This window comes from Telluria antibiotica (assembly GCF_011682055.1).
Lineage (GTDB): Bacteria > Pseudomonadota > Gammaproteobacteria > Burkholderiales > Burkholderiaceae_D > Telluria > Telluria antibiotica.
Map to the genome: position 1 here is coordinate 134,980 of NZ_JAAQOM010000019.1, position 14,205 is coordinate 149,184.

General features: G+C 67.4%; 13 protein-coding genes. 4 read left to right on the forward strand and 9 right to left on the reverse strand.

Annotated features, from left to right (window positions below; genetic code table 11):
• Positions 1-5: 5 nt before the first annotated feature.
• From HAV22_RS26190 to HAV22_RS26210, 5 genes are all read right to left on the reverse strand, one after another.
• Positions 6-731 carry an ABC transporter ATP-binding protein gene (locus HAV22_RS26190; RefSeq protein WP_166863433.1) on the reverse strand — a complete coding sequence of 242 codons (726 nt, stop codon included), beginning with the start codon at positions 729-731 and terminating at the stop codon, positions 6-8.
• Positions 732-753: 22 nt separating this feature from the next.
• A complete protein-coding gene (locus HAV22_RS26195; RefSeq protein WP_166863391.1) occupies positions 754-1,521 on the reverse strand; it encodes an ABC transporter ATP-binding protein in 768 nt (255 codons plus the stop codon).
• A 1-nt stretch (position 1,522) separates the two neighbouring features.
• Complete coding sequence (locus HAV22_RS26200; protein ID WP_166863393.1) at positions 1,523-2,704, reverse strand: substrate-binding domain-containing protein; 1,182 nt, start codon at positions 2,702-2,704, stop codon at positions 1,523-1,525.
• A 44-nt stretch (positions 2,705-2,748) separates the two neighbouring features.
• Entirely contained in the window at positions 2,749-3,621 is an 873-nt protein-coding gene (locus HAV22_RS26205) for an alpha/beta fold hydrolase (protein WP_166863395.1), read from the reverse strand.
• Between the two features lie 73 nt (positions 3,622-3,694).
• A complete protein-coding gene (locus HAV22_RS26210; RefSeq protein WP_166863397.1) occupies positions 3,695-6,055 on the reverse strand; it encodes a TonB-dependent receptor in 2,361 nt (786 codons plus the stop codon).
• A gap of 319 nt (positions 6,056-6,374) precedes the next feature.
• On the opposite strand from HAV22_RS26210, the gene HAV22_RS26215 reads away from it, so the two are divergent.
• The gene (locus tag HAV22_RS26215) at positions 6,375-7,295 is read left to right on the forward strand and encodes a LysR family transcriptional regulator (protein WP_166863399.1); all 921 of its coding nucleotides are present in this window, start codon (positions 6,375-6,377) and stop codon (positions 7,293-7,295) included.
• Positions 7,292-7,828 carry a GNAT family N-acetyltransferase gene (locus tag HAV22_RS26220; RefSeq protein WP_166863401.1) on the forward strand — a complete coding sequence of 179 codons (537 nt, stop codon included), beginning with the start codon at positions 7,292-7,294 and terminating at the stop codon, positions 7,826-7,828. The genes HAV22_RS26215 and HAV22_RS26220 overlap by 4 nt, the downstream gene beginning before the upstream one ends.
• 1 nt (position 7,829) lies before the next feature.
• Here the strand turns inward: HAV22_RS26220 and HAV22_RS26225 are convergent, their stop codons facing one another.
• The 3 genes from HAV22_RS26225 to HAV22_RS26235 form a co-directional block, all read right to left on the reverse strand.
• Positions 7,830-8,480 carry a class I SAM-dependent methyltransferase gene (locus HAV22_RS26225; RefSeq protein ID WP_166863403.1) on the reverse strand — a complete coding sequence of 217 codons (651 nt, stop codon included), beginning with the start codon at positions 8,478-8,480 and terminating at the stop codon, positions 7,830-7,832.
• A 147-nt stretch (positions 8,481-8,627) separates the two neighbouring features.
• Positions 8,628-9,215 carry a class I SAM-dependent methyltransferase gene (locus HAV22_RS26230; RefSeq protein ID WP_166863435.1) on the reverse strand — a complete coding sequence of 196 codons (588 nt, stop codon included), beginning with the start codon at positions 9,213-9,215 and terminating at the stop codon, positions 8,628-8,630.
• A gap of 20 nt (positions 9,216-9,235) precedes the next feature.
• The gene (locus HAV22_RS26235; protein ID WP_229421426.1) at positions 9,236-10,372 is read right to left on the reverse strand and encodes a GNAT family N-acetyltransferase; all 1,137 of its coding nucleotides are present in this window, start codon (positions 10,370-10,372) and stop codon (positions 9,236-9,238) included.
• A 67-nt stretch (positions 10,373-10,439) separates the two neighbouring features.
• Between HAV22_RS26235 and HAV22_RS26240 the strand changes: the two genes are divergently transcribed.
• Together HAV22_RS26240 and HAV22_RS26245 are read left to right on the forward strand one after the other, a co-directional pair.
• A complete protein-coding gene (locus tag HAV22_RS26240) occupies positions 10,440-12,494 on the forward strand; it encodes an NAD(+) synthase (protein WP_166863405.1) in 2,055 nt (684 codons plus the stop codon).
• A gap of 48 nt (positions 12,495-12,542) precedes the next feature.
• Entirely contained in the window at positions 12,543-12,881 is a 339-nt protein-coding gene (locus HAV22_RS26245) for a P-II family nitrogen regulator (RefSeq protein ID WP_036236923.1), read from the forward strand.
• Positions 12,882-12,899: 18 nt separating this feature from the next.
• Here the strand turns inward: HAV22_RS26245 and HAV22_RS26250 are convergent, their stop codons facing one another.
• On the reverse strand, positions 12,900-13,505 hold the full coding sequence (locus HAV22_RS26250) for a trimeric intracellular cation channel family protein (RefSeq protein WP_166863407.1): 606 nt from the start codon (positions 13,503-13,505) through the stop codon (positions 12,900-12,902).
• Between the last annotated feature and the right edge of the window lie 700 nt (positions 13,506-14,205).

Here is a 14,205-nt window from a genome sequence, read left to right on the forward strand (position 1 = left end):
TCCATTCATTGGTGCGAGTCGAGCGACAGGCCCAGCAGGCGCTGCTGCAAGGGCTCGTCGTGCGCCAGGTCGTGCATCAGGCCCGCGTGCACGACACGGCCGTCGTCCATCACGCTCACCGTGTCGCCCAGGGAGCGCACGAAGTTGAAATTCTGTTCGACGAGCAGGATCGTCGTGCTCGTGTCCTTCAAGTCACGGAACGCGGCCATCAGGCTTTGCACGATGGCCGGCGCCAGCCCCTTCGTCGGCTCGTCGACGAGCAGCAGCTTCTTCGGCTCGACGATCGCGCGCGCGATGGCGACCATCTGCTTCTGGCCGCCGGACAAATTGCCGGCCGGGTAGTTCCAGAATTTCTTCAGCGCGGGGAAGAAGCCGCAGATCCAGTCGACGCGGGCCGCATCCAGCGGGCCGCTCTGCGCGGCGAGCACCAGGTTCTCGCGCACGGTGAGCTCGGAAAACACGGCCATGCTTTCCGGGACGTAGGCGATGCCGGCGCGGGCGATGTCGGGTGTGGCCAGCTTCGTGATGTCGCGGCCGTCGAACGTGATCGTCCCGCGGCTGGCCTTCCACAGCCCCATGATCGTGCGCAAGGTCGTCGTCTTGCCGGCGCCGTTGCGGCCCAGCAGCACCGCCAGGCCGCCGCGCGGCACGACGAGGTCGACGCCTTGCAGGATGTGGTACTGGCCGATATGGGTGTGGACGCCGGCCAGGGTCAGGATGGGTTCGCTCATGGGCAGCGTCGTCGCCAGGTCGTCACGCGGGTTCGGGGGTGCCAAGATAGGCCTCCTGCACGATTTTCGATTGCATCACCTCGGCCGGCTGGCCGTCCGCCACCAGGGTGCCGTTGTGCAGCACGATGATGCGGTCGGCCAGCGCGCGCACGACGTCCATCTTGTGCTCGACGAGCAGCACGGTCTTGTTGCGCTCCGCCTTCACCTGCTGGATCAGGTCGAGCACGACGGGGACCTCGTCCACGCTCATGCCCGCCGTCGGTTCGTCGAACATCAGGATCTCGGGTTCCAGTGCGAGCAGGATCGCCACTTCGAGCTTGCGCTGGTCGCCGTGCGACAGGGTGCCGACGAGGGCGCCGCGCTTCGGCGTCAACGCGACGCGCTCCAGATAGTGCTCGGCCCTTTCGATGACGTCGCGGTGGCCGAACCACAGCGACACCATGCTCATGCCGATGCCGGCCCGGCTCTGCACCGCGAGCCTCACGTTTTCCAGCACGGTCAGATGGGGGAACAGGTTCGTCAGCTGGAACGCGCGCCCGACCCCGAGCCGCGTGCGGCGCGCGGGGCCAAGCCGGGTGACGTCCTGCCCGCGCACGGTCACGGTGCCGGACGTCGCGGGCAACTGGCCCGACACGAGGTTGAAGTAGGTCGTCTTGCCGGCCCCGTTCGGACCCACGATCACGGTCAGCGTGCCCGGATAAAACTCGGCCGTCACCGCATTGACGGCCACGTGGCCGCCGAAGCGGATCGTCAGGTCGCGCGTGGACAGCGATGGTTGCAGCGTGGTCATGTCAGCGCTTGTTGCGGACCGGCAGAGGCAGCTCGCTGGCCGGGATCTCGCGCACCAGTTCCAGCAAGTCCCATTCGTTCTTCTGGTCCTTCTTGATGCGGAAGTGGTACATCGGCTGCAGCGCCTGGTGGTCTTCCTTGCGGAACGTCATCGTGCCTTTCGGTGTCTCGAACGACATGCCTTCCATCGCCGTCACGAGCTGGTCGCCATTTCCCGACGGGACCTTCTGCAGCGCCGCGACGACGGCCGCCGCCGCCGCCATGCCGCCCGCCGTGAACATGTCGGGCGGGACTTTATAACGCTTCGTGTGCTCGGCCACGAGCCAGTCGTTCATCTTGTTCTTCGGGAAGCCGTAGTAATAGTTGATGGTGCCTTCCGTGCCCGCGTACGCCTTCCACGTCTTCATCACGGGGAGGATGTTGCCGCCCGGTGCGAGCGAGATGCCGTAGCGTTCCGGTTTCATGTCGGCGATCTTGTTCATCGGGTTCGGGCCGGCCCACACGATGGCGAGCACGCGCGGCTGCGGCTTGTCCTTCAGGGCGTCGAACAGGCGCTGGGTGGGCGCCGTGAAGTCCGTCGCGGCGGCCGGCGCGTATTCCTCGTGGACGACGGTCGCCTTGCTGCCCGTGGCGCCCAGTGCTTCCTTGCCGGCCTTGATGGCGTCGCGGCCGAACGCGTAGTCCTGCGCGAGGAAGCCGATGCTGCCGCTCTTCAGCGTGGACGCCGCCGCCAGCGCGTCCTGCATCGAGTTGCGCGCCGTGCGGAAGATGTACTTGTTCCACTTGGCGCCCGTGATCTCGTCGGCGACGGCCGGTTCGACGACCAGCACCTTCTTGTATTCCTTCGCGACGGGCAGCATCGCGAGCGCGGCGCCGGACGACGTGGTGCCGACGGCGATGTCGGCCTTGTCGTCGCCGTAGGCCTCGGCCAGCAGCGTGCGTGCGAGGTCGGGCTTGCCCTGGTCGTCCTTGACGATCACTTTCAGCTTGCGGCCGTTGATTTCCATCTTGCCGCCCGTGAGGTATTCGAGGCCCAGCATGAAGCCGGTCTCCGTTTCCTTCGCATACGATTCCAGCTGGCCCGTCTTGCCGGCGATGAGGGCCACCTTCAGGTCGGGGGCGGCGACGGAGGTGCCCGTTGCCGTCAGGGCGAAGGCGGCGAGCAGGGATTTCATGTGTTTCATTTCGTCTCCTCGTGGGGTGGTGGGCACGGGGTGCCCACCCTACGTTATGGTACGTCGGCCAGGAACTGGACGATGGCGTCGAGCGCTGCGGGTTCCGTCAGCATCGGCGCGTGGCCACGGTTCGGCACCTCGACATAGGCCATCGCCGGTGCCGCGCGCCGCATCCACGCCGTCTGCCGTTCTTCCATCAGGTCGGACAGCGCGCCGCGCACGAGCAGCAGCGGGCGCTCGCGCGCGAGCTTGCGGAACGCCATCCGCAGCGGCAGCGACGTCGGCCTGAGTTTACCGGTTTGCAAGGCGATCGCGATGTTCGGATCGTAACGGGGCACGAGCCCGCCCGCCGCATCGGGGGCGAAGGCGCGGCGCGCCCACTTGTCCCATTCCGTGGCGTCGTTGTCGGGGAAGGCGCAGGCATTGATGTCGCGGATGCACGCCGCGGCCGCTTCCCAGGAGTGTACGGCGGCCGCGCGGCCCGCGTAGCCGGCGATCCGCGCGAGGCCTTTTTCCGACAGCACGGGGCCGATGTCGTTCAGCACGGCGGCGGCGATGAGGTCGATGCGGCGCGCCGCCAGGGTCATCGTGATCAGCCCGCCCATCGACGTGCCGATGAAGACGGCGCGTCCGATGCCGAGGTCCCAGGCGAGGCGGGCGATGTCGGCCGCATAGACGCCGGGTGCGTAGTTGTCGGGATTCGGATCGCGCTGCGACTCGCCCCGGCCGCGTACGTCGACGGCGAGCACGCGGCGGCCGAGGGCGGCGATGCGCGGCGCGAGCTCGTCGAAGTCGGCCGCGTTGCGCGTGAGCCCGTGGATGCAGATCACGGGCAGGCGCGCCGGACCGCCCGCGCCCGCGTAGTCGCGCGCGTGCAGCGACAAGCCATCGTCACTGCTGAAGGTGATGTCGGTGTAGGTGGACATGTGACCGTTAATGGGTTGAGCGGCACCCGGTGGAGAGCCCCGTCCGGGACTCTCCTCGCGGCCGGGCGGACGATCAGAACTTCACGTCCAGCGTCGCGCGGTAGGTGCGCGGGTCGCCGTAGAACGCGGTGACGGAATTGAAGAAGCCGGAGAAGTTGTAGCCGGCCACCTTGTAGCGCTTGTCCGTCAGGTTGCGGCCGTGCAGCCCGACCTGGTACTTGCGGTCGGCGCTCGTCCACACGAGGCCCGCATCCCACAGGCTGAAGCCGCCCTGCGACAGCGCCAGGTTGCCGGGGATGGTGGCGTCGAGGCCCGCGACACCGGTCGGGCGCGCGATCTCGGTCTGGTACACTTTGCTCTTGTACGCGAGGCTGTTCATCAGGCTCAGCGTGCCGGCGCGGCCCGCCAGGGCGAGGGGCCAGTCGTAGTTCACCGACAGGTTGGCGGCGTTCTTCGGCGTGTTCTGGAATTCCGTGCTGCTCGCGATGTTCACGAGGCTGGCGCCGTTCGCGACGAACCATTCCTTGTACTTGGCGTCGATGTGGCTGTACATGGCGCTCACGCTGAGGGAGTTCGTCAGGTAGGCGATCATTTCCAGTTCGAGGCCGTCGATCTTCGCCTTGCCGGCGTTCGTCAGCGTGCCGGCGAAGCCGTTCACGTTGCCGCTCGCGTCATAGGTCGGGATCGAGCCGGGGATCTGCACGTTCTTGTAGTCGGTGTAGAAAACGGCGGCATTCGTCTGCAGGCGCCCGCCGTTCATCGACGACTTCAGGCCCACCTCGATGGTGCTGACTTCTTCCGGCGCGACGCCGCGGCGCTTCGCCAGCGACGCGGCGGAGTTCGGGCCGCCCGATGCCGTCAAGTCCATGCGCGGGTCGAACATGCCGCCCTTGAAGCCCTTCGAGAACGTGCTGTACAGGTTGTGTTCCGGCGCGAGCTTCCAGCCGATGCCGACCTTCGGCGTGAATTTCTTGTCGGTGCGGTCGAGGTCGTCCTTGCCGAGGTCCGTGTTCGGCTTGCCGAACGCGACGGCGCTCGGATTGCCCAGCAGCGCGGAGCCGCCCAGGCCGAGATAGGTCTGCTTGAAGATGCGCGCGCGCCGCTGGTCGTCCGTGTAGCGGCCGCCCAGCGTGACGTTGAACGTGTCGGTAACGCTGTAGCTGGCGTCGGCGAAGGCGGCCCACGTCCTCGTGTCGATGTCGTCGTAGGTCAGCAGCGACAGGCCGCCGGCCGCGTTGTACAGCACGTCGAACTTGTTGAACGCATTGGCCTTCATGTAGAACACGCCGGCCACGCCCTGCAGGCGGGAACCCGTGTACGTGAGCTGGAATTCCTGGCTCGTCTGGTGGTCGCTGTAGATGGCGGGGGCCTCGAACAGCGGGGTCTCGAGCGAATCGAAGTCGATCGGGGCATACGATTCCGACTTGCGGTTCGCCGTGATCGACTTGAACGACAACGTGGGATCGATCGTGTATTCGAGCAGCAGCGACGTGCCCTGGTTGATCACCTGCTGCTTGTGGCCGACGACGGAGTACAGGTCGGCGCGCGTGTCGTACAGGCCGGGCAGCGGCTGGACGCTGGCCGGAGCCGGACCCGGTGTCAGGCGGTAGCCCTGGCGCGGCTGCGAGTCGTCGACGGTGCGGTCGTAGGCGAAGCGGATGAACAGGTCGCTGCTCGGCAGCAGTTCCGCGCTGACGCGGCCGGCCCACAGGTCCTTGTTGTAGTTCTGCTGGCCCGTGAGGACGTTGTGGCCGTAGCCGTGGCGGTTGAACGTGGCCAGCGTGCCGCCCACGCGCAGCATGTCGGAGACCGGCGTGCTGGCCTTGACGACGAGGTCGCGCTCGTCGTAGTTGCCGAGGGTGGCCTTGGCGTCGAGCATGGGCTTCGGTGCCAGCTTGCGGGTGACGTACTTGACGGCGCCGCCGATCGTGTTGCGGCCGTACAGCGTGCCTTGCGGGCCGCGCAGCACTTCGATGCGCTCGAGGTCGTAGATGTCGGTGAGGGCGCCTTGCGGACGCGCGAGGTAGACGTCGTCGAGGTAGATGCCGACGCCTTGCTCGTAGCCCGCGACGGGGTCCTGCTGGCCGATGCCGCGGATGAACGCGGTCAGCGTCGTGTTCGTGCCGCGCGACGTTTTCAACGTGGTGTTCGGCACCTTGTCGGTGAGCGCGGTGAGGTCGGGGATCGCCTGTTTTTCGAGCTCGGCGCCGGACAACGCCGTCACGGCGCCCGGCACGTCCTGGATCAATTCGGCGCGGCGGCGGGCCGTCACGACGACCTTGCCAATGTCGTCCTGCGCCGCCACGGCAGGGGCGCCATTCGCGTCTTCCTGGGCATGGGCGATGCCGATCGCGCTGCCGTACGTGGCCATCAGCACGGCGATGGAGATGGCGGAGCGGATCGGCCGGTTCGGGTTCTGCTTGCTAACACGCATTGAATGTCTCCTGATTTTGTTTGGTGTTATGCGTTCAGGTACGTTTCGCATGATGGAAGTGTGCCTCGGATGAATTTGGCTGAAAAGACAACGCCGCGCCCACTGGTTGTGCATTTATGCACAGCAGACGGAACCGCCCTGTGGAGGCGGCGCCAGGGGCGTGGCAACGATGCGACGTCCGAAAATCCCGTTTGCTGTGCATACGCAAGGGCTGTTTCGAAAACGTTGCAGCGGCAATGTGCACTGGTGCACAATATGTCATCTTGATATCAAACAACGGGTTCTCGAAAAAGCCGCATCGAACGGCAAAGGAGACGACATGCACAGCCTGCCGGAGTGGACGGACCTGCGGTTTTTCCTGGAGCTGGCGCGTGCCGGCACCTTGTCGGGGGCGTCGCGCCGCCTCGACGTCGAGCACACGACGGTGGCGCGCCGCATCGACCGCCTCGAGCAGCAGCTCGGCACGACATTGTTCGACCGCTCGCGCGAAGGCTATGAGCTGACGGAGATGGGGCTCGCGCTGCTGCCGCATGCGGAGGCGATGGAAGGCGCGGCGCTCGCGGCCACCGAGCAGCTGAGCGGCGCGGAGATCGCGGCGCAGGGCGTCGTGCGCCTCGGCCTGCCGGAAGTGTTCGGCGTGCGCGTCGTGGCGCCGCTGCTCGTGAAACTGCTGGAAGCGCATCCCGACCTGTCGATCGAGATGCTGTCGCTGGCCCGCTTCGCCAACCTCGCCAACCGCGAGGCCGACCTTGGCGTCATGCTCGATCCGCCGTCGACGGGCCGCTACGTCGTGACCCGGCTCGCCACGTTCCGCTTCTACCTGTACGGGGCGCCCGCGTACCTTGCGAAGCATCCGCCGATCCAGACGCATGCCGACCTGGAACGCCACGACTTCGTCGACTACGTGCAGGACCGCCTGGCCAGCCGCGAACTGTCGTACCTGAACGAACTCGGCTTCACGCCGCGGCGCCGGCTGTGCGCGCTGGGGATGGGCGCGCAGGTCGAGGCCGCGTCGCTGGGGATGGGCCTCATGATGGCGCCGCCGTATGCCGTGCCGGACGACGGCCGCCTCGTGCAGGTGCTGCCGGGCTTCTATGCCGAGCGCTCGTTCTGGCTCGCCGCGCCGACCGACTTGTACCGGCTGCGTCGCGTCAAAGTCGTGTGGGATTTGCTGCGCGACGTGGCCGACAACAATCCGACCTTGTGGCTGGACAGGGGCGACCTGGGACGGGCGGCATGAGCGGCGTCGTCATCCGCGCTTACGCCGACGCCGATCGCGGGGCCGTCAACGCCGTCGCGCTGGCGGCGTTCGCCCAGTACGCGGGCGACTACGACGACTGGCCCACGTTCAGCGCGGGCATCGGCCGCATGGCCGACCTCGCGGCCGACGGCGACCTGCTGGTGGCCGAACGCGAAGGTGCCGTCGTCGGCGCCGTCGTGCACGTGGGGCCGGGGCGGCCGCGCAGCGCGATCTATCCGGACGACTGGTCCGTGATCCGCATGCTGGTCGTGGACCCGGCGGCACGGGGCGCGGGCATCGGCCGCGCGCTGGTCGCCGCCACGCTCGAGCGGGCCGCGCGCGCGGAGGCGCCCGCGGTGGGCCTGCACACGAGCCCCATCATGGCGACCGCGTTGCGGCTGTACGAAGGCATCGGCTTCCGGCGCGAGCACGACCTGCCTCCGATCCGTGGCGTGCCGTATGCGCGTTACGTGCTGCCCGCCGCCGGCATCGGCACGGCGCTGGCGCGCCTGGCCCATAGCCACGCCGCGTGATTCAGTGACGCGGCGGCGCCGTGTCGAGCACGACGTAGTTGTGCCACGTGGCGCGGCGCCGGAACATGGTGAGCTTGTCCAGCCAGTGCGCATCCGGCAGGCACAGGTAGATCAGGATCACCCTGCGCGGATGGGCTTGCAGGGAGGCGAGCAGGTTGTCGAGCACGCTGCTCAGCACGGGGGCGCTGAACGGGTTGAAAAAGTACAGGACGAGATCGTCCTGCGGCAGGGTGAACTCGGTCGCGTCCGCATGGACCGAGACGACGGCGCCCGCCCGGCGCTTGCCATAGCGTTCGATATTCTCCTGCGCTTGCCGATGCAGTTCGGCGCTGAACTCGACGCCGACGACCTGCTTGAACGGCAGCTCGCCAGCGACCAGCAGCGTCCTTCCCTTGCCCGAGCCAAAATCGACGAAGGAAAAGTCGGCGTGGCGGATGTCCAGCCGCTTGAGCAGGCGCCGCAGCGAGTACACGGGCGATGGCTGGTAGCGTTCGCCGTGCCGCTTGTTCGTGCCGGCGATGTCCAGTGTCTTCAGGTCGGCGAACGTGCGCGTTTCCGTGCCATGGACGCTGTCGAAGGTGCGGTCGGCGTATTTTTCCAGGAGCTGGGCGGGCGAAAAGCGCCACCACGTGGCGACTGCAGGGATCGGCATGGCTCTCCTCTGGCTGAGGCGACAAGGCCGCACGGGGCGGGCTGCGAAGCGGCTATCTCGTCATGATTGTATGCGAGGAATTGCCCATCCGGACGCTCCGGCACGGATGCCTGCACAGGCGTGCCGGATTTACAACAGCCGAGGCCGTCACGTCTTCCGCGCGACGATACGGCGGATCACCTTGCCCGACGACGGGCTCGCCACTTGCTCGTCCAGCAGCACCGTGGCGCCGCACAAGGCGCCGAGCACCCGCTGCGGGTCGAACGCAGCATACAGGCGTCCATGTTCGTCGCGGCGGTCGGCCCCCTCGGTCACGCGCCAGCTCAGATACAGCACGCCGCCGGGTTCGAGGAGGTCCAGCAGGGCCCGGACCGATGGCGCGATGCGTTCCGCCTCCAGGTGCATGATGACGGTTTCGCACAGCACGTTGGCGAAGCCGGCGCGCGGGACGCCCGCGAGATCGGGCAGCGCGGCGGCGCGGAATTCGATCTCGGGATAGCGCCGCCGGGCTTCCGCCAGCAAGCCGTTCGACGGCTCGAGCCCCACGGCCGGGTAACCGTGGGCGGCGAGCCAGGCCGTATCGCGCCCGCTGCCGCAGCCGACGTCCGCCGTGCGCCCCGGACGGAAGTACTGCCGGATGAGCGCGTGCATGTCCGTCGCCGGCGGCTGCGCGTGCCAGTCGGCGGCAAAGGCGGCCGCGTGCCGGTCGTAGGCATCGACGGTCAGGTCATCCAGCGGCGGCGGTGGCGTGGCGGTCATGTGCGAAACGGATTCCGGTCGTTGAGTTCATCGATGTAATCGTCGATGCCCCCGGCCTCGCGTTCCAGGAACCGCTCGACGGCGTTCGCGAACGACGGATGCGCGAGCCAGTGCGCGGACCACGTGCGCGTGGGCAGGAAGCCGCGCGCCATCTTGTGCTCGCCCTGCGCGCCGCCCTCGAACACCTGGATGCCTTGCTCGATGCAGAATTCCAGCGGCTGGTAGTACGCCGCCTCGAAGTGCAGGCACGGCACGTGTTCCAGCGCGCCCCAGTAGCGGCCGTACAAGGTCGTCGCGTCGTGCACGACGAGCGACGCGGCGATCGGGCGGCCGTCCCGTTCCGCGATCACGAGCAGCAGGTTGTCCGGCATCGTCTTGCCGATGCGGCGGAAGAAGTCCAGGTTCAGGTAAGGCTTCGAGAAATGTTCCGCGTACGTGTTGCGGTAGCAGCGCGTGAAGAAGCGCCAGTCCTCGTCGAGGATGTCCGGCCCGCGCACGCGCCGCAACGTGATCCCCGCATCGCGCACCTTGCGCCGCTCGGCGCGGATGTTCTTGCGCTTCTTGTGTTCCAGGGTGGCGAGGAAGTCGTCGAACGTGGCATAGCCCCCGTTTATCCAGTGGAATTGCACGCCGCTGCGCAGCAGGAAACCGGCGGCCGCGAGCTGCTGCGCCTGGTCGTCCGGCGGGAACAGCACGTGCGTGGACGACACGTCCGTCGCTTTCTGCGTGGCGACCAGCACGTCGACGAGCGCGGCGCGCGCGCGCGCGTCGCGCGCGAGCAGGCGCGGGCCCGTCACGGGCGTGAACGGGATCGCGGACAGGAGCTTCGGATAATAGTCGAGCCCATGCTCCTGGTAGGCGTTGGCCCACGCCCAGTCGAACACGTACTCGCCGTACGAATGGCCTTTCACGTACAGGGGCAGGGCGGCGGCCAGCGCATCGTCGGCGTCGTACAGGGCGATGTATTGCGGCTGCCAGCCCGTCTCCGGCGCCGCGCTGCCGGATTCGTGCAGCGCGTGCAGGAACGCGAACGAGAGAAACGGGTTCGGCTCGGGCTGCAGCGCGACGAGGGCGTCCCAGGCCGGCTGGCCGATCTCGGACAGAGAAGAAACGATATGCGTGCGATAATTCAAGATGACTTCCGCGAGTTGACTTCCGTATTTGCGATCAATGCCTGCGATCACCGAGCCGTAAAGACCCATGGACAAGCGATTCCTCAACCTGTATTTCCACGATTTCGCGCGCGTGGCCGTCGCCAGCCCGCGTTGCAAGGTGGCCGACCCCAAGTTCAACGCGCAGGAAACGATCCGGCTCGCGCGCGAGGCTGCCGACGCGGGCGCCGTGCTCGTCGCCTTCCCCGAACTGGGCCTCTCGGCCTACACCTGCGACGACCTGTTCCACCAGCGCGCGCTGCTCGACGCCGTGCTGGCCGCGCTGGCCGACGTCGTCGCCGCATCGAGTTCCTTGCCGCTGGCGCTCGTCGTCGGCGCGCCGCTGCGCGTGAATCACGTGCTGTTCAACTGTGCCGTCGTCGTCGCGGGCGGGCGCATCCTGGGCGTGGTCCCGAAAAGCTACCTGCCCAATTATGGCGAATTTTATGAAAGTCGGCAGTTCAGCGCGGCGGACAACGCGGCCGTCGACCGGATTTCCCTGCTCGGCCAGGACGTGGCGTTCGGCCCCGAGCAGATCTTCGAACTGGAGAACCAGCCGCTGTTCCGCTTCCACGTCGAGATCTGCGAAGACGTGTGGGTGCCCATTCCGCCGTCGTCCTACGCCGCGCTGGCCGGCGCGACGGTCCTCGTGAACCTGTCGGCGTCGAACGTCGTCGTCGGCAAGAGCGGCTACCGCCACCAGCTCGTCGCGCAGCAGTCGGCGCGCTGCCTCGCGGCGTATCTGTACACGTCCGCGGGCCGCGGCGAATCCACGACGGACATGGCGTGGGACGGCCAGTCGCTGATCTACGAAAAGGGCGACCTGCTCGCGGAGTCCGAACGATTCCTGGACGAGTCGCACCTCATCTTCGCCGACGTCGACCTGGAACGCCTGTCGGTCGACCGCATGCACACGACGACGTTCGCGCAATCCGCGCGCCGCCACGCGCACGAGGTCGGGAAATTCCGCGTGCAGCCGTTCAGCGTGACGCTGCCGCTCGACCGCGACCTGCCGCTCGCGCGCCTGGTCGAGCGCTTCCCGTACGTGCCCGCGGACGGCCGCCGCCGCGACGCGCGCTGCACGGAGGTCTACAACATCCAGGTGCAGGCGCTCGTGCAGCGGCTGCAGTCGTCGGGGCACCAGAAGGTCGTGATCGGCATCTCGGGCGGCCTCGATTCCACGCACGCGCTGCTCGTCTGCGCGAAGGCGATGGACAAGCTTGGCCTGCCGCGCACGAACATCCTCGCGTACACGATGCCGGGCTTCGCGACGAGCGAGCGCACGCTGCGCCAGGCGCGCGAACTGATGCGCGTCGTCGGCTGCACGGCGCACGAGATCGACATCCGCCCCAGCTGCATCCAGATGCTGAAGGACCTCGGCCACCCATACGCGGAAGGCGCCGAGCAGTACGACGTCACGTTCGAGAACGTGCAGGCGGGCGAGCGCACCAGTCACTTGTTCCGCCTCGCGAACCATCATCACGCGATCGTGATCGGCACCGGCGACCTGTCCGAGCTGGCGCTGGGCTGGTGCACGTACGGAGTCGGCGACCACATGTCGCACTACAACGTCAACGCGAGCGTGCCGAAGACGCTGATCTCCCACCTCGTCCGGTGGGTCGCGGACACGAAGCAGATCGGAGAAACCGGCTCCGATGTGCTGATACACGTGCTGGAGACGGAGATCTCGCCGGAACTCGTGCCCGGCAAACAAGGCGAGGCCGGCAAGCCCGCGCAGGTGACGGAAGACTTCATCGGCCCGTACGAACTGCAGGACTTCAACCTGTACTACACGATCCGCTACGGCTTCGGCCCGGCCAAGGTGGCGTACCTAGCGTGGAGCGCGTGGCATGATCGCGCGACGGGGCCGTGGCCGGAAGGCGGCAACCCGGCGCGCAACCAGTACGACCTCGCGGCGATCAAGAAAAACCTGGGCATCTTCCTGTGGCGCTTCTTCAAGACGAGCCAGTTCAAGCGCTCGTGCGTGCCGAACGGGCCGAAGGTCGGCAACGGCGGCTCGCTGTCGCCGCGCGGCGACTGGCGCGCGCCCAGCGATTCGGAAGCGACCGTGTGGATGGACGAGCTGGCGAGGATTCCGGACTGACCGGGTGCCATGCGATAATCCAAGCAAACCGGAACTAGGAGATAAACGATGAAACAGATTACCTGCGTGATCAAGCCGTTCAAGCTGGACGAAGTGCGCGAGGCGCTGGCCGAAGTGAACGTCACCGGCCTGACCGTCACGGAAGTGAAGGGCTTCGGGCGCCAGAAGGGCCACACGGAGCTGTACCGCGGCGCCGAATACGTGGTCGACTTCCTGCCCAAGGTGAAGATCGAAGTCGTGGTCGACGATGCGCTGACCGAGCAGGTCGTGGACGCCATCATCAAGGCCGCGCGCACGGGCAAGATCGGCGACGGCAAGATCTTCGTGCAGGAGGTCGAGCAGGTGATTCGTATCCGTACGGGCGAGACGGGGCCGGACGCCGTCTGATCGTGCTGGGGCGATGCCTTATCGCCCCACCCGGAAATCGAACTTCCACGTCACCAGGCGGAACACGACGATGAACGTCGCGCTGGACCACAGCGCGAAATCGTGCGGGAAGCCGTTCATCCCGAGCAGCAGGAACATCCAGTTGCCGAGGAACGCGCAGATGGCGTAGGGCTTGCCGTCCCTGAACACCATCGGGACTTCGTTGCACACGATGTCGCGCATCACGCCGCCGAAGATCCCCGTGATCACGCCCATCATCGACGCGGTGAACAGCGGCATGTGCGCGTCCAGCGCGGACGACACGCCGGCGACGGAAAACAGCCCGAGGCCGACGGCGTCGGCGATGACGATCAGCCGCTCCGACACGATCTGGCGCAGGGTGCGAATGACGGGCGTCGCGACGAGGGCCAGCACGAAGATCAGGATCGCGTACTCTTCGTGGATCACCCAGAACAGCGGGCGCTTGTCCAGCAGGATGTCGCGCAGGGTGCCGCCGCCGAACGCCGCGATGAAGGCCACCGTGAACACGCCCACCACGTCCATGCGCTTGCGCCGCGCCTCGATGAAGCCCGAGAACGCGCCGACGAGGATCGCGATGATTTCGATGACGGTGATGAGGTGCATGCGGCGGCAGGTTGTGTCGACGCGCTAGACTACCATGCGGGTTGCCGCGACGTCAGCTATGCGGGCGCACGCGTCACGCGTGGGCGGAGGGCCGCCCACCCTACTGATTGAGCTCGGTAGGGTGGGCACCCCGTGCCCACGCGGAAGCAGGCATCACGCACGCGTCACGCGTGGGCGGAGGGCCGCCCACCCTACTGATTGAGCTCGGTAGGGTGGGCACCCCGTGCCCACGCGGAAGCAGGCATCACGCACGCGTCACGCGTGGGCGGAGGGCCGCCCACCCTACTGATTGAGCTCGGCAGGGTGGGCACCCCGTGCCCACGCGGAAGCAGGCATCGCGCACGCGTCACGCGTGGGCGGAGGGCCGCCCACCCTACTGATTGAGCTCGGTAGGGTGGGCACCCCGTGCCCACGCGGAAGCAGGCATCGCGCACGCGTCACGCGTGGGCGGAGGGCCGCCCACCCTACTGATTGAGCTCGGTAGGGTGGGCACCCCGTGCCCACGCGGAAGCAGGCATCGCGCACGCGTCACGCGTGGGCGGAGGGCCGCCCACCCTACTGATTGAGCTCGGTAGGGTGCGCACCCCGTGCCCACGCGGAAGCAGGCATCACGCACGCGTCACGCGTGGGCGGAGGGCCGCCCACCCTACCGATTGAGCTCGGTAGGGTGGGCACCCCGTGCCCACGCGGAAGCAGGCAT

Coding starts and splice junctions, on each gene's coding strand:
- HAV22_RS26190 (WP_166863433.1), bottom strand. CDS start 731: ATGAGCGAACCCATCCTGACCCTGGCCGGCGTCCACACCCATATCGGC.
- HAV22_RS26195 (WP_166863391.1), bottom strand. CDS start 1,521: ATGACCACGCTGCAACCATCGCTGTCCACGCGCGACCTGACGATCCGC.
- HAV22_RS26200 (WP_166863393.1), bottom strand. CDS start 2,704: ATGAAACACATGAAATCCCTGCTCGCCGCCTTCGCCCTGACGGCAACG.
- HAV22_RS26205 (WP_166863395.1), bottom strand. CDS start 3,621: ATGTCCACCTACACCGACATCACCTTCAGCAGTGACGATGGCTTGTCG.
- HAV22_RS26210 (WP_166863397.1), bottom strand. CDS start 6,055: ATGCGTGTTAGCAAGCAGAACCCGAACCGGCCGATCCGCTCCGCCATC.
- HAV22_RS26215 (WP_166863399.1), top strand. CDS start 6,375: ATGCACAGCCTGCCGGAGTGGACGGACCTGCGGTTTTTCCTGGAGCTG.
- HAV22_RS26220 (WP_166863401.1), top strand. CDS start 7,292: ATGAGCGGCGTCGTCATCCGCGCTTACGCCGACGCCGATCGCGGGGCC.
- HAV22_RS26225 (WP_166863403.1), bottom strand. CDS start 8,480: ATGCCGATCCCTGCAGTCGCCACGTGGTGGCGCTTTTCGCCCGCCCAG.
- HAV22_RS26240 (WP_166863405.1), top strand. CDS start 10,440: ATGGACAAGCGATTCCTCAACCTGTATTTCCACGATTTCGCGCGCGTG.
- HAV22_RS26245 (WP_036236923.1), top strand. CDS start 12,543: ATGAAACAGATTACCTGCGTGATCAAGCCGTTCAAGCTGGACGAAGTG.
- HAV22_RS26250 (WP_166863407.1), bottom strand. CDS start 13,505: ATGCACCTCATCACCGTCATCGAAATCATCGCGATCCTCGTCGGCGCG.